Annotated in this window: 16 protein-coding genes and 1 pseudogene; 8 read left to right on the forward strand and 9 right to left on the reverse strand. The window is 34.2% G+C overall.

Annotation, left to right across the window (positions count from 1 at the left end; translation table 11 throughout):
* Nucleotides 1-243: pseudogene (locus E0F91_RS04455) on the forward strand (IS110 family transposase); the annotation flags it as partial.
* A 92-nt stretch (nt 244-335) separates the two neighbouring features.
* Here E0F91_RS04455 and E0F91_RS04460 read toward each other — a convergent pair.
* Both E0F91_RS04460 and E0F91_RS04470 read right to left on the reverse strand, forming a co-directional pair.
* Complete coding sequence (locus E0F91_RS04460) at nt 336-1,283, reverse strand: restriction endonuclease (protein WP_132065150.1); 948 nt, start codon at nt 1,281-1,283, stop codon at nt 336-338.
* A 1,175-nt stretch (nt 1,284-2,458) separates the two neighbouring features.
* Nucleotides 2,459-3,829: a saccharopine dehydrogenase family protein gene (locus E0F91_RS04470; protein WP_132065152.1), complete on the reverse strand. Its 1,371-nt coding sequence runs from the start codon at nt 3,827-3,829 to the stop codon at nt 2,459-2,461.
* A 180-nt stretch (nt 3,830-4,009) separates the two neighbouring features.
* Here E0F91_RS04470 and E0F91_RS04475 point away from each other — a divergent pair, with 180 nt between their 5' ends.
* The 3 genes from E0F91_RS04475 (at nt 4,010) to E0F91_RS04485 (ending at nt 7,328) form a co-directional block, all read left to right on the forward strand.
* Complete coding sequence (locus E0F91_RS04475; RefSeq protein ID WP_132065153.1) at nt 4,010-4,411, forward strand: DUF423 domain-containing protein; 402 nt, start codon at nt 4,010-4,012, stop codon at nt 4,409-4,411.
* Nucleotides 4,412-4,476: 65 nt separating this feature from the next.
* Nucleotides 4,477-6,078: a phosphoenolpyruvate carboxykinase (ATP) gene (gene pckA / locus E0F91_RS04480; RefSeq protein ID WP_132065154.1), complete on the forward strand. Its 1,602-nt coding sequence runs from the start codon at nt 4,477-4,479 to the stop codon at nt 6,076-6,078.
* A 149-nt stretch (nt 6,079-6,227) separates the two neighbouring features.
* The gene (locus E0F91_RS04485) at nt 6,228-7,328 is read left to right on the forward strand and encodes a DUF4407 domain-containing protein (protein WP_132065155.1); all 1,101 of its coding nucleotides are present in this window, start codon (nt 6,228-6,230) and stop codon (nt 7,326-7,328) included.
* Nucleotides 7,329-7,388: 60 nt separating this feature from the next.
* Here E0F91_RS04485 and E0F91_RS04490 read toward each other — a convergent pair whose 3' ends face one another.
* A complete protein-coding gene (locus E0F91_RS04490; protein WP_132065156.1) occupies nt 7,389-8,441 on the reverse strand; it encodes a helix-turn-helix domain-containing protein in 1,053 nt (350 codons plus the stop codon).
* Nucleotides 8,442-8,575: 134 nt separating this feature from the next.
* On the opposite strand from E0F91_RS04490, the gene E0F91_RS04495 reads away from it, so the two are divergent.
* Entirely contained in the window at nt 8,576-10,810 is a 2,235-nt protein-coding gene (locus E0F91_RS04495; protein ID WP_132065157.1) for a TonB-dependent receptor plug domain-containing protein, read from the forward strand.
* 18 nt (nt 10,811-10,828) lie between these two features.
* Nucleotides 10,829-12,220 (forward strand): hypothetical protein, encoded by a 1,392-nt coding sequence (locus E0F91_RS04500; protein WP_132065158.1) that lies wholly within the window; start codon nt 10,829-10,831, stop codon nt 12,218-12,220.
* Between the two features lie 255 nt (nt 12,221-12,475).
* Here the strand turns inward: E0F91_RS04500 and E0F91_RS04505 are convergent, their stop codons facing one another.
* The 6 genes from E0F91_RS04505 to ruvC form a co-directional block, all read right to left on the reverse strand.
* A complete protein-coding gene (locus tag E0F91_RS04505; RefSeq protein WP_132065159.1) occupies nt 12,476-13,189 on the reverse strand; it encodes a PH domain-containing protein in 714 nt (237 codons plus the stop codon).
* Nucleotides 13,190-13,257: 68 nt separating this feature from the next.
* Nucleotides 13,258-13,629, reverse strand: coding sequence for an MmcQ/YjbR family DNA-binding protein (locus E0F91_RS04510; protein ID WP_132065160.1), 372 nt, complete (start codon nt 13,627-13,629; stop codon nt 13,258-13,260).
* A gap of 9 nt (nt 13,630-13,638) precedes the next feature.
* Nucleotides 13,639-14,424 carry a cyclase family protein gene (locus E0F91_RS04515; protein ID WP_132065161.1) on the reverse strand — a complete coding sequence of 262 codons (786 nt, stop codon included), beginning with the start codon at nt 14,422-14,424 and terminating at the stop codon, nt 13,639-13,641.
* Nucleotides 14,425-14,479: 55 nt separating this feature from the next.
* On the reverse strand, nt 14,480-14,857 hold the full coding sequence (locus E0F91_RS04520; RefSeq protein WP_132065162.1) for a GxxExxY protein: 378 nt from the start codon (nt 14,855-14,857) through the stop codon (nt 14,480-14,482).
* A 56-nt stretch (nt 14,858-14,913) separates the two neighbouring features.
* Nucleotides 14,914-16,128, reverse strand: a complete 1,215-nt coding sequence (gene hemW, locus E0F91_RS04525) for a radical SAM family heme chaperone HemW (RefSeq protein ID WP_132065163.1) — start codon at nt 16,126-16,128, stop codon at nt 14,914-14,916.
* Between the two features lie 62 nt (nt 16,129-16,190).
* Entirely contained in the window at nt 16,191-16,745 is a 555-nt protein-coding gene (ruvC, locus tag E0F91_RS04530) for a crossover junction endodeoxyribonuclease RuvC (RefSeq protein WP_132065164.1), read from the reverse strand.
* A gap of 100 nt (nt 16,746-16,845) precedes the next feature.
* Here ruvC and E0F91_RS04535 point away from each other — a divergent pair, with 100 nt between their 5' ends.
* Nucleotides 16,846-17,820, forward strand: a complete 975-nt coding sequence (locus E0F91_RS04535; RefSeq protein WP_132065165.1) for a lysylphosphatidylglycerol synthase domain-containing protein — start codon at nt 16,846-16,848, stop codon at nt 17,818-17,820.
* A gap of 7 nt (nt 17,821-17,827) precedes the next feature.
* Nucleotides 17,828-18,928, forward strand: a complete 1,101-nt coding sequence (locus E0F91_RS04540; RefSeq protein ID WP_165930088.1) for a glycosyltransferase family 2 protein — start codon at nt 17,828-17,830, stop codon at nt 18,926-18,928.
* Nucleotides 18,929-18,996 lie beyond the last annotated feature (68 nt).

The raw sequence follows: 18,996 nt of genomic DNA on the forward strand, positions 1-18,996 counted from the left end.
ATTAAAGGACGAACCAAAGTGAATCATATGGCAGATAAAAAGATGAAATCAATATTACAAATGTGTGCTTTAGTTGCCGTAAAACATGATCCGCAACTCAAAGAATATTATGAAAGAAAAAAAGGTGAAGGTAAGAACGCAATGCTGGTTTTAAACAATGTAAAATGTAAAATTATTGGTCGTGTTTTTTCTGTAATTAACAGACAAACTCCCTATATAAATACACATAAATTTGCCTGTTAAATTTTAAATATTTTCTTGTTTTTTACCATAGAATGCGCTAACGATTGTGGTATATCGGTGCGATCGGTTAACTTATAAAATAAAAAACATAATTATAAAATTGATTTCATTTTTTCAAAATCTCTTTTTAACTCAATGTATCGCATTTCGTCAACTATAATTGATTGTTTAAAAACAAGCATCAAATTAGATCCATTCCCTAGTATATATGAAATCCCAATAAATTCTGAATCCAATTCAATGTTATAATTATCATATAATATTTTTTTAAAGTTTATTTTCACTAATTGATCTTGCCTATTTTTATAATTATTGATCAGGTAATCATCCATTAAGATACTATACAAGCCTTCTACTTTTTCAATTCGAATATCTTCATTTTGGAACAATATTTCTACACTCTCAGAATTCTGTATTAACTTCATTAAATAAAATGAAGACTTGAAAATAAAAGTAAAAATAGAGCCCAATAATTCTTTTTGAATATAGTAATCAAATAATATTGTTGGTTCATAAGCATTGTGCAACTCTTTCCACGACTTAAAGGATTGAGGAAAATATCTTGCAAAAATTAAATTCATTTTTTCGTTTCCAACAATATGTCCCTCAATTTTTTTTTGATCGAATACAAGAAATTTTATCTTAAGATCATTTAATTTATTAAGCAAAGCTTGAGATGCAATTGTTGAGTAAAAACCAATAAAGCCATCACATCCAAAAGATTTTATCCTATCAGTAATGTCTATTTCTACATTATTAGACACAGAAGACCCTGAATTAGCATAGTGCTTACAACTCACTAACCATTTAATTTCTTCATATGGTCCCTCCAAACCGTTTAACGTTTCAGAAACAATTAAATCTTTACCGCCATCCGGGCCTCTACCTGGATCTTCAACTATTGTATACCCCAAAATCTCAAGAAAATCTCTTGCGAAAAGCTCAAAAGTATCTGACAAACCACCATCTTTATTATCGATCGGAATTTCTGTAAAATTAATAGGCATGTAAATAGAACGTTTATATTTTAGGTTGCCCAAATATAATCAATTTTTCTTACGATTTTTTTAAAAATAAACAACTGAAAACCGAGCTCGCGTAAGAGATAGCAGCGGAAATCCTTTGTATTTTTCTTTAAAAACACAAAGATTGTAGTGCATAGCCCGACCCAAAGTGACCAGGAGGAACGACGAAGCAACTTTGGCTAAAATGAATGGTGTTCCAGTGAGAGTGTTATACAGTTTACCAATAACGATACAATCTGGCAAGTCTTAATAAAAATAAAATCCGCTTCTTAGTGTAAAGAAGCGGATTTGTTCATTTAAAGTTTCGCAGCTACCCTAGCAAGGGCTCGGGTTTATAATTTGTAGACATTTGCTGTACTATTTGTATTGTTTGCTCATTATTGTGGGCACAGTTTACAAAACTGCGCTAACGATTGTGGTATATCGGTGCGATCGGGCTTAAATTGCTTATTTAATTTTTTCCATTTTTTTACAGAATTGGAATTCCTATCCAATGCATAATGAGCATTATTACAACAGTTATTCCAAAACTACACAAAGTAAGAATACGCCAATAAACAGATCTTCCGTTCCCAAATCTCCAAATTCGTTCACCAGCTTCTTCTCTATTTGATTTCAAAGTTAATTTCGACAATATATATGTTGAAACAATAAAAATAAAAATAGCAATTAACCAAAATTTTATCATAAGTTATATTTTTTTAAATATCATTAAATTCTCTCGTATTTCTTAAAATTACCGCCAAATGCTTTGTAAACTTTCTGACCAAAAATATTTCTACAAAATTGGATTTACCTGCGTAATTTCGGCACAACTAGCCAGTAAAATTGATATCCGCACTACAACATAGCGTGTATACACCCAAAATAAGGTAAATAGGCGCAACTACTTGTCTCTTTTTATATTTTCAAATATATTATAATTTTCTTATAATTTAGCAGAAAAAACGTCTTAAATATCGCGGGTTGCGTGAGGGATAGCAGTGGAAATCCTTTGTGTTTTTTCTTTAAAAACACAAAGATTGCAACGCATAGCCCGACCCAAAGTGGCTAGGAGGAACGACAAAGCCAACTGCAGGGTCACGCCCAAAAAATAAGTAATCAAAAGATGAAGTTCATAAAAAAATCCGCAACTCTAGACTTTTGTCACAAGAAGCGGATTGATCAAACTAAAAATCTAAAAAAAACTACTAACTAAACTCTTTATCCGGATTGTATCCTAAATACGACATGGATTGCTCTTTGAAAACTACGCCGTACTCTTCTAATTCTTTTAAAATGGGCTCATACACTTCCTTACGAATGGGCAATTGTACGCCCGGAGTCGTAATTTTACCATTTAGGATTAACAAAGTCGCCATGGCAACGGGTAAACCCACTGTTTTTGCCATCGCAGTATAGGTTTGATCGTCGCCAATGCACACCATTTTGGAATCTATTTGTTCTTTTTTGCCCTGTATTTCGTATCCAAATTTGTGGTACATGACAATCATATCTTTATCATCTTGCTGAAGCGTCCAACTATCAGTCAATATTTTCTCTAGAATTTGAGCGGGTGTAGCGTTTTTCAAACCCACAATTTTATCACGATTGAACAAATCGAGTTCCAATAATTTGTCCCACATGATATCATCTTGGTCAATTTTCAGAATCAAACGCGTCTTGATTTCCACTGAATCTGTGGGATGATACGGCAAAAACGAATTCACAAATTCTCTGTAACTCATGTTCACTGAATCCTCCATAACGTAACTGTCATCCGTCATTCCTAATTGCACAAACATATTCCATGCTTTAGAGAAACCCACTCTTCGGATCGTTCCTCTGTACAACGTGAGCACATTATCTAAACCATACACACTGCGGTATTTCAAGGAATCTCTATTCGAATACGCTTCAAAACGACCGTATCCTTCTACTTGTAAAAACTCGGTTCTGCGAAACAAATTACAGTACGGAATGTATTTATAAGTTCCTTCCTGAATAAATTTGGCAGCGCCACCTTGCCCTGCCAGAACCACATTCCGAGGTGCCCAAGTAAATTTATAATTCCAAAGATTCGTATCGGATTCGGGAGCGACAAGTCCACCACAAAAAGATTCAAAAAGAAGCATTTCTCCGCCTTTTTCCTTTATTTCATCAATCACTTTCATCGCGCTCATGTGATCAATTCCAGGATCCAGTCCGATTTCATTCATGAAAATCAGATTGTTTTCCTTTGCGGCAGCATCTAATTCTTGCATCGCATCACTCACGTAAGAGGCGGTAACCAGATGTTTTTTATAAATAATACAATCTTTGGCCACCTGAATATGCAAATGAGCCGGCAACATCGAAATGACAATATCAGCGATTTGTATGGCTTTCTTTCTTTGATCTTCATCAAAAATATTCAACGCAATTGCCGTAGCATTGGAGTGATTATTTGTCTTTTTTTGGGCCAAAGCCAAAGACAAATCACCAATAACAAGATGCAAATTCTCTTTCTCAGATTTATCTAAAAGATACTGAATCAATGAGGATGCTGATCTTCCTGCTCCAATGATTAAAATTGTTCTCATTTTTATATATTTATAACACAAACATACAAAAATGTTGTATTTATAACAAACCGACGTCGTTTATTTTGAAATAAATTGAAAAACACTTTTCAAATATTCCGCCTTACTGCATAAAACTATCGCCATAAATCCTTTTAAATTCATTCGAGATGAAATACTTTTGCAACAAAGACATTTAAAATGAACAAAAAGATACTTTCGACAGCCATTATTCTTGGAATGATTGCTATAATTTTAGGCGCTTTTGGCGCACATGCACTAAAAAAAGTACTCTCTGTAGAGCAACTAGTTACATTTGAAACTGGAGTGCGCTATCAAATATATCATGCACTATTTTTATTGTTTTTAGGACTCATGAATGATATTACTCAACGAATCAAAAAAACAATCTACTTTTTGGTCCTTTCAGGTGTAATTTTATTCTCAGGTTCCATCTACTTATTGGCGACAAACGACCTGACATCTTTTGATTTTAAGACAATTGGATTTGTAACACCGATCGGTGGACTCCTATTAATACTGGCTTGGGGCGTTTTATTAGTCTCTGTCATAAATAATAAATCACAAAATCAGAAGAATTAAAGGCTAACTGAAATATAATTTCTACTTTTGCAGTCTATAAAAAGTAACTACACAATAATAAATTTATGGACAATAACACGCTTTTCTCGCAATCGATTTCGTTAAAAGAATTAGGAATTGAAAATACCAAAATTCATTACCAGTTATCCCCTGAAGAATTACACGAAATAACTTTAAAAACAGGTCAAGGAATTGAGACTTCTACTGGAGCGTTAGCTGTCAATACAGGAGAATATACTGGACGATCGCCTCAAGACCGTTATATCGTAAAAGACAGTATTAGTGAAAATCAAGTTTGGTGGGGAAAAGTAAACATCCCTTTTGAACCAGCAGCATTTGATGCTTTATACAATAAGGTTACCGCTTATTTATCAGACAAAGAAATTTATGTTAGAGATTCGTACGTGTGCTCTGATCCAAATTATAGATTAAATGTTCGTGTTATTACAGAAACTCCTTGGGCAAATTTATTTTGTTACAATATGTTTTTGAGACCCGAAATGGAAGAATTAGCCAATTTCAACGCGGAATGGACTCTTTTGTGTGTACCAAGTTTTATGGCAGATCCAGCAGTAGACGGAACACGCCAAAGCAACTTCGCCATTCTTGACTTTACAAAAAAAGTAGTTTTAATAGGCGGAACTGGATATACTGGAGAAATGAAAAAAGGGATTTTCTCTGCTTTGAATTTCATTTTGCCGGTGTTCAAAAATACTTTGCCAATGCACTGTAGTGCCAATGTTGGGAAAGACGGTGATACAGCTATTTTCTTTGGATTATCAGGAACTGGAAAAACAACTTTATCAGCTGATCCTGACCGAAAATTAATTGGTGACGATGAACATGGTTGGACCAATGAAAATACAGTTTTCAACTTTGAAGGCGGTTGCTATGCAAAAGTGATCAATCTTTCCGAAGAAAACGAACCAGATATTTTTAGAGCCATTAAAAAAGGAGCAATCCTTGAAAATGTAATTATCAATGAGGACACTAATGAAGTGGATTTTGAAGATATTTCCATCACTCAAAACACCCGCGTAAGTTATCCTATTTTCCATATTGACAACATACAGCCCGGTTCTATTGGAAAAAATCCAAAAAATATATTTTTCTTAACGGCCGATTCATTCGGAATATTACCTCCAATTTCTAAACTTACTCCTGGACAAGCTGCATACCATTTTATTTCTGGATACACTGCAAAAGTGGCGGGTACCGAAGCTGGAATTACAGAACCTCAACCTAATTTTTCTGCTTGTTTTGGCGCACCATTTATGCCATTACACCCAACAAAATACGCTGAAATGTTGAGTAAAAAAATGAAAGACGCCAATGTAAAAGTTTGGTTAATCAACACAGGTTGGACAGGCGGACCTTACGGAATAGGTAGCCGAATGAAATTAAAATACACCCGTGCTATGATTACCGCTGCCTTAAACGGAGAATTGGATGATGTGGCGTATGAAAACCACCAAGTTTTTGGAATTGCAAAACCACAAACTTGTCCAAACGTTCCAAGCGAAATATTGAATCCTAGAAATACATGGGAAGACCCTGAACTATACGATCAAAAATCGGTAGAATTAGCTCAAAAATTCATAGCAAACTTTGCCAAATTTGAAGAATTTGCCAATGCCGAAATTATGGCTGGTGCTCCTTCAGCTTAAGTTAATTATAATTCAAAAGCAGTAGAGCCGTTCGTAAAGAGCGGCTCTATTTTTTTGGACTAAAATTAGTAAACAAAAACAAATCAACTATTTATACCAAGATTCGGTTTTTGGCGTTAATTTTGTAGTCAATCAAAAAATCATCAATCATGTTAAAACAATTTTTCATCCTTTGTTCCGGAGCCGACAGAGACTTACTTGAAGGCTGTTCCGAAGGCGAACAAACCAAATATGTAGGTATTGGCGCCACTGTCTTCTTTACTGCAGTAATGGCTTTTCTTGCCAGTTCGTATGCACTATTCACCGTTTTTGACAACATTTATCCTGCAATCGCTTTTGGTATCGTTTGGAGTTTACTTATTTTTAATTTGGATCGTTTTATTGTTTCCACTATTCGAAAGAGAGACAAAATAGGAAGTGAATTTCTACAGGCAACTCCCCGAATCATTTTGGCGGTAATTATTGCGATCGTAATTTCGAAACCATTGGAAATTAAAATCTTCGAAAAAGAAATCAATACCGTTTTATTGAAGGAGAAAAATGCAATGGCTTTAGCCAATAAAAAAGAAGTGGCGAATTATTTCAAATCGGATTTGGACAAAAATAAAGCAGCAATCGACAAATTAAAATTGGAAATCTCAAGCAAAGAGAAAGAAGTAAATACGCTTTATGAAACCTACATCACCGAAGCCGAAGGAACCGCAGGTACCAAAAAATTAGGAAAAGGCCCTGTTTTTAAAGAAAAAATTGCCAAACATGATTTGGCAAAACAAGAACTGGACACCTTACAAAAAACCAACTTGGCTAAAATTGCTGAAATGGAGAAAAATACGAAAACGTTACAAACTGATTTAGATAAGAAAATTACCGAAACACAGCCCATAATTGATGGATTTGACGGTTTAATGGCACGAATCAATGCCTTGGATAAATTACCGTGGTTGCCTTCGTTTTTCATAATGTTACTGTTTTTGGCTATTGAAACTTCTCCTATTATAGCTAAATTGCTATCTCCAAAAGGAGAATACGATTATAAACTGGAAGATCTGGAAACAGCATTAAAGGCAACAATTGAACAAGACAAATACCAACGTACTTTATTGGTAAAAACTAGTGCAACCATGCACGATAAAATCTACGGAGCTATTGTAGACGACAAACAGTTGTATGATTTACAACGAAAAAACGCTACCGATTTATTAGAATTACAATCTAATAATTTTGTAGAAAAGCAGAAAAGGACATTCTAACACAGATAAAGTTTAAATTAATTTTATCATTTTTAAGTTGACTTTATCAAACACTAAAATCTAGAAACAATCAGATATAGCTAACGCTAAAAAGCTCCCCTGTAAAAGGATAAAATTTATATTTTTACTTGATTTAAGTAAACTGATCGGTGTAAAACCATGAAATAATTTGAATGCTGCCGAAAAATGGGACACATCTTTATAACCGCATTTATAAGCCACTTCACCTACATTTGAAACTTTATTTTTTAATAAATTTATAGCATATTCCATTCTTAACTTTGTTACATACCCTTTGATTGTTGTTTCAAAACACGTTTTAAACCCTTTTTTGAGCTTAAATTCATTAAGCGCTACAGCTCTTGAAAGTTCAGGAATTGAAGGTGCATGCGTAAAATTAGTCTCTAAGATTATTTTGGCTTTTAACAACTTAAGATAATCCGCTTCGTTTACACTTTCTTTTTCTTGATTTAAATTTATTAAAGTATCAAATTGTAAAATCAAAAGTTCTTTTATTTTTGCTTCTAAATACATTTTTTTGATAAAACCTTCATATTTACAAGTTCTAATTTCATAAATAACCCATTGTATATTTTTATTAAAAGGGAGGTATTTTGGAGTTAAATAACTGGATTTTTTTTGTGTAATAGCGTTAGAAAATTTCTTGTGAAGTTCCCATTCATTATGAATTAATAAACGATAATAATTCAACGATAAGATAATTGAAAAACAATCTACCTCTTCATTAGCTGGAACTTTTAAAGTACCCTTAAAATTATCCGAATATAAAATATTATGTGTGTTTTTTATTTTATCCAAATCTGTATCTAATTGATCTACATCTATTTCTACATTGTTACAATATATAAAATTCATCATAACACATTCCCCATGTATTTGTAGTTGTAGCACTTGCTGGGTTGCAAAACGCATTTTTGAATCTAGAATCACTATTCCATCGCCAATCAAATTAGTAATGGTTAGTTGTTCTATACACCCGTTTTGAATGGTAATTTTATCTTCAACAAAATTACTTTTTTGATTATAGGAATTCCTAACTTCTGCATGTAGCAAAAGCGCTTCTTTCCCCACAATATTCAATTTAACTTCCATAGTAATAATCCGTTTTTGCAAAATAATAATCCGTTTTTCCCTAACTGGTTTGTGGGTTTAAAAACTAAATTTGCAGCAAAGTTATTTATAATAAGTCTAATTAAGAATAATTTTCATTAAAAATTTGTAAAAAAATGACCAAATATCAACTTGTCTTTCTCCTGTGCTTAGTACTACAATACTCTGTTTTAAGTCAAGAAAAGAAAACTGAGATAAAAAAAACACAAGAACACGAAATATTAAATAATGTAGTAGTAAAAGGAAAATCACAAAAGAAAAAAGTAGAAACAAGTGGTTTTGCAGTAAACATTATTCAAACTAAGGAAGCATCGTTAACAAACTTAACAACTAATGAATTGCTTGACAGATCAGTTGGTGTACGTGTCAGACAAAATGGAGGATTAGGTTCAAATGTAGAATATAATCTTAATGGAATGTCGGGTAGTACTATTGGGATATTTATTGATGGTATAGAAGTTTCTACTTATGGATCGTCCTTTAACTTGAATAACATACCGCCATCTATGATAGAACGTATAGAGGTTTACAAAGGTGTTTTGCCTTCTCATTTAACAGGCGATTATGTAGGTGGCGCCATCAATGTGGTCTTAAAGAAAGATGTCTCTCAAAATACTGCAAATGCGGCTATATCCTATGGATCTTTTAACACCTTTCAAGCTGACTTAAGCGCTACTTACAGGGATAAAAAATCGGGATTGTCTTTTAGAGGATCTGGTTTTTATACCTACACGGACAATAGTTTTGAAACTTGGGGCAGATCTACTACTTACGTGAATGAACTTCAACAAATCATTAGACCCTATCGTGCAAAAAGATTCAACAATACTTACAAAGGGGTTGGAGGGCGTTTTGAAGTTGGCTATACGGATACCAAATGGGCTGACCAATTTTTCATTGGATATAATGGATCCAGCAATTATACTGAAATTCCTCACGGAATAACAATGGCTGTTCCTTACGTAGGCCGATTTAATGAAACCGAATCTCATGCGCTTCTTTTGAATTACAATAAAAAAGATTTTCTAATTAAAGATTTGTCATTAACCGTAAATGCAGTTCGAAGTGAACGCAGCACCTACTTACAAGATACCGTTGGCTTCGCTTACAATTGGGATGGAACCATTCGAGAAATTATCGAATTTGGTGAAAGAGTACCATTACAAACAAACGGTGGACAACAAGGCCAAAAAACAATAACCAATACAGACAGAAAAATCACCAACGCACGCTCCAACTTAGGCTATATGATTGCTAGCGGACATCGGTTTTCCTTAAATCATAAATACGAAGCAACAGATAGAAAAGATGAGGATTTATTGAATCCATCCTCAGGGGATTTAGCCACTAAAAGTCTTGTGTCCAAACATATTATTTCTATGAACTATGAAGCCGAAACATTCAACAGGAAATTAAAAACGAATTTTTTAGGTAAATACACAACAAATCGTACCAATCAAACTAAATCAGAGATTGAAATAACAGACGGTACGAACACAATTGTAAAAAATAAGAGTACTACATCTAATTATAATTTTGGTTATGGTGCCACTATGTCGTATGCCGTAATGAAAAACCTTTTTATCATTGGCTCAACCGAAAACTCTTATATAATGCCTACTGAATCTCAATTATTTGGTGCTGCCGAAATTAATATTTTACCAAACCTTCTGTTAGAACCTGAAAAAAACATCAATTACAATTTAGGATTTCGCTATGAGGTAGTCGACTTTGGTTCGCACAAAGTGTCCTTTTATGCCAATGCTTTTTGGCGAAATGGTTTCGAAAAAATCACTCAACAAGCCGTTGATGTGTCAGAAATCCAAGAGGAATCCGACGCAGACATTCAAACGACAAGATATGTAAACCTAGGAAAAACACAAGCTCGTGGATTTGAAGCCGAAGTTACTTATATCTATAAGAATAGGCTGAATGCTTCCTTTAACATCTCTCAATTCAACAATGTCTTTAAACAAGAAATTGACACAAATGGTACGCAACATTCATTTTTTGGACAACAAGTACCTAATGAACCTTTCTTCACTATGAATGCTAATTTCCAGTACCGCTTTAATGATGTGTTTCAAAAAAAATCCATCCTAAATACCTACTATAATACAGGATATGTAGGCAAATATTACACTGTCTGGGGACAGCCAGAATGGTCTGTGACTCCCAGTCAATTTACTCACGACCTCGGCATAAGTTATCGTTTTCCTTCTGGAAAATTAGTGGCTAGTATGGATGTAAAAAACCTTACCAATGCAGAATTATACGACAATTTTAGAATCCAAAAGCCTGGCAGAGGCCTCTATTTCAAATTGAATTACACTTTTAATAAATTTTTATAATCAAATTAAATCAATATCATGAAAAAAAAAATGTTTAGAATAGCAGTACTTAGTACATTCATTACAGCCTTAACATTAGGAAGTTGTAGTAATGACGACAACAATGACACAGCAACGAATCCACCTACATCAGAAGCTATCCGTTGGATAACATTAACAGGATCTTTTCCTGATGCTACTGGAACTGCAGGAAATGGCGGTACTCGCGCTTTTGCAATTACACCCGAAAATGCTGCTAACCCCAATTATGAAGTGGATCTTTTTAAATTAAATGGTGCAGTTTACGTGGAAGGTTTTGCATTAAAATCCAGTCGTACTGCTCGAGTACAAGCCTCTGAAGACGGGAAATTTTTATACAACATTCAGTACACTGGCACAGAAGGTGGTGTATTCAACAAATACAGTGTTACTGAAGCTGGAAAATATGAAGAAGTAGGTTTTGAATTGAATACTGCTACGATCTTAGGAACTTCACCTCGTTGGGTCAAAGCAGCAGAAGGTATTGGAGTTGGAGTTGCTTTTGGTGACGCTTTAGACCCCTACACAGGTAGCGCACCTAATTATACATACCGCCATCCGAAGGGACAAATAAAAATTGCCAACATCGACTTAAATAATACTGCTATTACAAATACTGGAGTGATAAATGTAGCTCTTGGTAGTGAATTAGAGTCACAAGGATACCACGTTTGGAGAGCAGATGTTCCTGTTTTAAACCAAGCCAAAACGAAACTCTACATAGGTTTAGGTGTTAGAAGACATAATGTAAACGGAACAGTTACAACAAATGCAACAACAGGAGCTATTACTGGTTGGCAAACCACTACCGAAAGAAATATAGGCACACTTACCTATGTGGTAGATTACCCAAGTTTAAGAAATCCAAAAATCATATCTTCTGAAAAAAGTAAAATAGACAATCTAGGATACCGAACATTAACACAATATGTGGGTACGGATGGTAACCTTTATCAAGCTACAGCAACATCAGGACCGGATATTTTACGCATCAGCAAAACAACTGATGAATACGATCAGACGTATCATTTTGACTTAAACACAGCTTTAGGTATAACTGGCGCAAGTATCAAATCTTGGAGATACGTTAAAGATGGAGTTGGAGTTGTATTGTACACTACAACAAGTGCAGCAGGTGGTTACTTGGCTCTAATAAATCTAAATGACAAAACAGCTACTAAATTAACAACTGAAATTGAAACAGATGCGGCATTGTCTACAACATTAGGTCAATTCCAAAACATTGGTGTGGTTGGTGATAATGTTTATGTGCCACTAACACCAGCTGGAAAAGACGGTACTATTTATATTGTAAACTACAAAACTAAAGCAATTACAAAAGGAGCTAGATTAAAAGCAGCTTCAGGTAGTTTTTATTTGGGATCTTATTAAGTCCTGATTGTGCAAAAATAAACCCCGAAAATTCGGGGTTTTATGTTTTAAAAAACGAACTTAAGCAATAAGAATAAAACAATGTCACATTTTTTTTACCACATAAGTCATAAAAGTTTAAGTTTCACTCGTGTTGAGCTTATATAACTTAAGTAACAATAAGGTCATTTAAGGTTTAATACTTACATGACTTATATGTTAAAAATTATTCCACTCATTTTATAGTGCGACATTAAATATTTCCAACTAATTAGATTACATAAAACTCAGAATCTCTTTCTTGAAAGCATCGTATTCGCCTTGTAAAATCAATCCGTTGTCCAATAATTTTTTATAATTCTGCAATTTTTCAAAAAGTTCATCTTGTGATAAATCACTTAAAGATTTGTCTTTTGGATTTGTTGAAATCTCTTGAAATTCTTGATTTTCAGCAATGAAATTGGGTTGTGAAACTGGCATTATTTGAGCAAAATCGATAACTTCTTCGGTTTCCATTTCTTCAATAATCTCCACTTCTTCTTCTATCGAAATCACAGGAACTTCATCAATAATTGTCGCATTTAATGCGGAACCACTTTTCAATATATCCAATTGTTCTTTAGCATACGTAAAAATCTTTCGCGCTTGAATTTTAGGAATATAATCAATGTAAACCTCCATATTCGTTCGAGTTGTAAATGAAAACTCAGAACCCAAAATATTTTCTTTCACAAAAGTACCTTCAATCTCGTCCCAAGTGTAATCAATAAAATTCATCGAAAGTCCCAGATTTTTAGGCTGACAGATGATAATTCTTTTATTCGTCATCACAATACTATCTGGCAAAACAGTAATCGCTGGTTTCTTTTGAACAGCGATATACCCTATTTCTTCATTCTTCATCAATAAATCACTCAATTTTGAAGCGATTTTTTCAATGGCTTTTGGATCTTGTTCTTCGTTTAAAAACTTTTTAAATTGTTCTTTCATAGGTTATGCTGCATTTATTTCAGTACGTATTTATAATTTTATTCTGAATTTCTTCGCAAAAGTAATGCCTAATTTTCTAATTCCTGAATTTCACTTTGCAATTTCTTTGTTAAACTTTTGAAAACCAATCCGTAGGAATGATCGATCAATTCTTTGACCAACACATCCGAAACTGATTCATTTACAGCCATTGTATTCCAATGGGTTTTGCTCATGTGAAAACCAGGTTGAATGTCATCATATTCAGCACGCAATTCCTCAGCACGCTCTGGGTCACATTTTAAATTAACGGATGACTGTCCTTTTTCCCATTGACTTAAAGACGACAAGGCAAACATTTTACCACCCACTTTAAAAACTAAAGTATCTTCATCAAAAGGAAAATGTTCCGTCACTCCTTTTTTAGACAAGCAATATTCGTAGTACGTTTCTAAGTTCATCTTATGAAATTAACTTAATTCATCATTTAAAACAGCATACAAAACCGGTTTACTCGGACTCGCATCATTCTCAAAAGATGTAATTTGTAAATTCAACAAATAAGTACCATCTTTCACTTCGTCAGGTACATAAATCATCTCAGTAATCGTGCAATCCAATCGCGCATCAGCATTCAGATTATTGACATCTTTGACATTCCAAAAGGCTTTGTGTGCCAACAATTTTCCTTCATCTTTTTCTTTATCAACACTTGGCAAATCAATCAGTAAATGTTTAATCCCACTTTCGCAAATGAACAACGCAGCCTCTTCCGAAAGATAAGGCGGATTCGTATTTGAATATTTTAAAGACTTTTTTATTTTAAAATTAGGAAGTGTTCTAATGATTAGGGCTTCTTTTGGAACACCTAACTTCAATGTCACATCGAGCGCATTCAAGATATTGTCCAATGTAATCACCAAGTCTTCACCTTGCAGTTCCGGCACAACCGAAATCAATTCAGCCAGAAAGAAAAACTGTTTCAACGACTGATTAATGCTATAAAATTCGCGTGTAATATGCCCCAAACATTCAGTGTGAGTTCCATGTCCGTGTGGATTGAAGAAAATATTATTAAAGTTTGTCGAGGATTTCCCTTCTGAAACTTTACCTATCCAATCTCCAAAAACTACGGGTTCAATTACTGGTTTCTCGATATACCAAGCAATAGGATTTTCATCTGTATTCGTCAATGGAATCGAAATATCAATGGGTTTTGATAAGTCGACTTCGAAATTGTTGATTTTTGCTTTCATAGTTTTTTTTACCGCAAAGGGCGCAAAGGTTTACGCAAGGCTCGCAAAGTCGTGATTAAAGATTATTTACAATTCTTTTTATTCCATCTTTTATCAAAACAACATTAAAATTTATAAGCAAACCTAACTTACAATCAGTCAATTTCAGATATGTTAATAACTGAGCAAAATGAATGTCGTTTAAAGCATCCACCGATTTTATTTCTAAAATCAATTTATCCTCAACAATAATGTCAATTCGGTAACCAATATCTAATTTGACCTCTTCATAAACCAAAGGCAGGGACTTTTGTTTTACAACATTCAAACCCAATTTCTTCAGTTCATAATACAGACATTCTTCATAGGCGCTCTCTAATAATCCTGGCCCAAGTCCCTTATGAACTCTCAAAGCACAATCAAATACAATTCTAGATAATTCATTTTCAGTCATACTAATATATCTTTGTGAACTTTGCGTAAACCTTTGCGAACCTTGCGGTTGAATAATTATTCCAAATTTAAGTAAAATAAGTCTGATGCTATTCCATCGGTCAAAAACTTTCCTTTTGCTGTTGGTTTTAAAATCTTCTCGATACTATTCTGCCTAAAAGCAGAATCACTCGAAGTGACGATTTCAAGTAAATCATCATCAAGGAATTTTTGAGATTGTTTATGGAGATAATTCAAATATTCACTTCCAAATTCGGTTTCAATTCTATCCAAAGAAACGCCCCAAATCGTTCGCAAACCCGTCATAATATATTCATTATACCGATCGGTAATCGAAAGAATTTCAGTTTCAATTGGCAATTTATTTTCTTGAATAGATTTTAAATACAGCGTATTATTCGACACATTCCAACTCCTCGAAATACCATCATAACTGTGCGCCGAAGGACCAATTCCAATGTATTTTTTTCCTAACCAATACGCCGAATTGTTCTTAGAAAAATAGTTTTCCTTACCAAAATTTGATAACTCATAGTGAATAAAATCATTCGCTTCAAGCATTTCGACCAAAATAGCGAAATGTTCTTGCGCGACTTCGTCTTTAGGCGCTGCAATTTTCCCTGTCTGAATGAGTTTATTCAAAGCCGTTTTAGGCTCTACCGTCAAGGCATAACTCGAAATATGTGGGATACCAAAGCTCAAGGCTGTTTCAATATTTTGTTTCCATTTCTCATTGGTCATTCCGGGAATTCCGTAAATTAAATCAAGGGAAATATTGTCAAAATACTGAGTTGCTTCTTCCAAACATTTTTTGGCTTCCGCCGAATTATGAGCGCGATTCATCATCTTCAGGTCGTCTTCAAAAAACGATTGAATCCCGATGGAAAGTCGATTGATTCCGATAGAACGATACGCTTCAAAAATTGTTCTCGACTGCCCTAGAACTGACAAAGTAGTCAAATCATCAGGATTGGCTTCAAGTGTGATTTCGGGATTTGGAGCCACAGTATAATTTTCATAAACCGTATCAATCAGAAATTTCAAATCAGAAATCTGCAAAACAGAGGGCGTTCCTCCTCCAAAATAAATGGTTTCAATTTGGGTGGCACTTCGAGCGGAGTCGAGAAGCAAAAACTCGTTTTTACGCATTTGAATTTCTTTGGCAATAGCCAAAACCATTTCTTCTTTCTTCTTCATCGAAGTCGAAAAATGGAAATCGCAGTAATGACACGCCTGCGTACAAAAAGGGATATGAATGTAGATTCCGCTCATTTATTAGTTTTCAGTCGCAGTGGCAGTTTCCAGTTACTGAGACTGAAAACTGCGACTGCAAACTATTTTTTAATTCTATTTTCATTATTTTTCACAAAAGCATCCCAACCGGTATAACTTTTCTCACCAACCACTTTTCCAGAATTGAAAAAATGACAAACTGCAGCGGCCAATCCGTCCGTACTATCGAGGTTTTTAGGCAACTCTTTAAGACCTAAAAGCTGTTGAAGCATTTTAGCAACTTGTTCTTTGCTGGCGTTTCCGTTTCCGGTAATCGCCATTTTTATTTTCTTAGGTTCATATTCTGTAATCGGGATATCTCTTGAAAGCCCCGCCGCCATGGCCACTCCTTGTGCACGTCCCAACTTTAACATCGATTGTACGTTTTTACCAAAGAAAGGTGCTTCGATTGCAATCTCATCTGGATTGTGTGTATCGATTAACTCAATGGTGCGTTCAAAAATGATTTTCAGTTTTTGATAATGGTTATCGTATTTGGACAATTGCAATTCATTCAATTGCAAAAACTCCATTTTTTTATTGACAATTTTTATCAATCCAAAACCCATAATTGTGGTTCCAGGGTCAATTCCTAATATGATGCGTTCGTTTGACAAAAGATTTGTTTAAAGTTTAAGGTTTAAAAGTTTTATTTGTTATTTTACAGATTCCTATTTATTAACACTAACAATTCCCCCTTCGGGGGCTAGGGGGCTCATGATTATAATTCCACACAAAACTAAGCAATTCCTTGTACTTCTTATCAAACTTTTGATTGTCGGCGGTGCGTTTTATTTTATTTACAATCAATTGGCCAATAACGACAAACTGGATTGGCAGAAATTCATTGTTTTATTTCAAAAAAATCAATCCGTTGGCGGAATCGCGTTTATTTTGTTATTGAGTGTTTTGAATCGGTTTTTTGAAATATTGAAATGGCAAAATTTGGTCGAATTTATCCATAAAATCTCTTTGGGAGAAGCAACTAAACAAGTTCTAGGAGCATTAACCGCTGGACTTTTTACACCGAATGGAGTTGGAGAATATGCTGGAAAAGCCTTGTTTTTTGATAAATCAAATGCTAAAAAAGTGATTTTCCTGAACCTGATTTGCAACGGAATCCAAATGGTATTGACCGTTATTTTTGGAATTTTCGGGTTGTTGTATTTCAATGCGCAGTACAATGTAATTACTACAAAAACGGTAGCGCTGCTTTTTGGAATCCTAATACTCCTTTTCATTGTTTTATTTTCGGTCAAAAAAATCACAATAAAAGGGTATTCCATCGCGAAATTGATTCATAAAATTAATGAAGTCTCAAAACGAATTCATCAAAAAAATATTTTTTTAGGTATTTGCCGGTATTTAGTTTTTTCGCATCAATACTACTTTTTGTTTTTAGCTTTTGATGTTGACTTGCCTTATTTAACTCTTATGGCAGCGATTACAAGCGTATATTTTTTAGCATCCTCCTTACCTACTTTTCAATTTTTGGACTTTGCCGTAAAAGGAAGTGTTGCGGTTTATTTCTTTGGAATTTTAGGTGTAAACGAATGGATTGTAATTTTCATTTCGACTTTGATGTGGTTTTTGAATGTGGTTTTACCGGTGATAATTGGCACTTATTATGTATTGAATTTTAAAATCGGCTCCCCAACCCTCTCCAAAGGAGAGGGAGACGAAACTTTATAAAATAATTATGATTACAGTTGTTCTATACATCATAATCCTCTTTTATTGCTTGGCGATAATTGTCCTGATTTATGGCTTCACCAAAGTGAACACAATTCCATATACTGGGGTAAAGCCAAAAACAAAATTCTCAATTATCGTTCCTTTCCGAAATGAAGCCGAAAACCTGCCCGTTTTATTAGCCAGTTTATCGGAGTTGAATTATCCGATGGAATTGTTTGAAGTGATTTTAGTCGATGACGATTCTGAGAAAAAGTTCAAATTTCAAAGTTTAAAGTTTAGAATTTCGGTTATAAATAACATTCGGATTTCAAATTCGCCCAAGAAAGATGCGATTGTAACCGCGATGCAAATGGTAAATACGAATTGGATTATCACCACCGATGCCGATTGCACTTTCAATGCAAACTGGTTATTGATATTAGACAATTACATTCAGCTTCATGATGTTGCGATGATTGCCGGCGCAGTAACGTATGATTGTGACAATTCATTTCTACATCATTTTCAGCAATTGGATTTGGCGAGTTTACAAGGTGCAACCATTGGGAGTTTTGGAATAAACAAAGGATTTATGTGTAATGGTGCCAACTTTGCGTATACTAAATCCTTTTTTCAAGAGCTTAACGGTTTCGAGGGAAATGACAAAATTGCCAGTGGCGATGATGTTTTCCTGTTGCAAAAAGCGATTGCAAAATCTCCTGAAGATGTTCACTATCTAAAATCTGAAAATAATATAGTCATCACAAAACCATTGAATGATTGGAAATCGTTATTTCATCAACGCGTCCGTTGGGCATCTAAAACAAGTTCGTATCAAGGTACTTTCGGGAAAGGATTGGGGCTGTTCGTTTTTACAGGAAATCTGAGTTGGCTTTTGATTCTTGGCTGTTGCTTCTTGGGCTTAACTGCTTTTCAAAACTTCTTTATACTATATGTTTTAAAATTTTCTGTTGACACCATTTTAATTTACAAAACGAATCAATTTTTAACCAAGACCAAAATACAGTATTTGATTTTAAGCAGTTTGTTGTATCCTTTTTTTAGTGTGAGCGTGGCTTTGTATTCGTTGTTTGGAAAATACGAATGGAAAGGGAGAAGATTTTAGATTGCACTAAAACCCTATCCCAGATGGAAACGGCATCCTTTTTCTTTTTTCTTTAAAAAGAAAAAGAT

This window comes from Flavobacterium sandaracinum, assembly GCF_004349135.1.
Lineage (GTDB): Bacteria > Bacteroidota > Bacteroidia > Flavobacteriales > Flavobacteriaceae > Flavobacterium > Flavobacterium sandaracinum.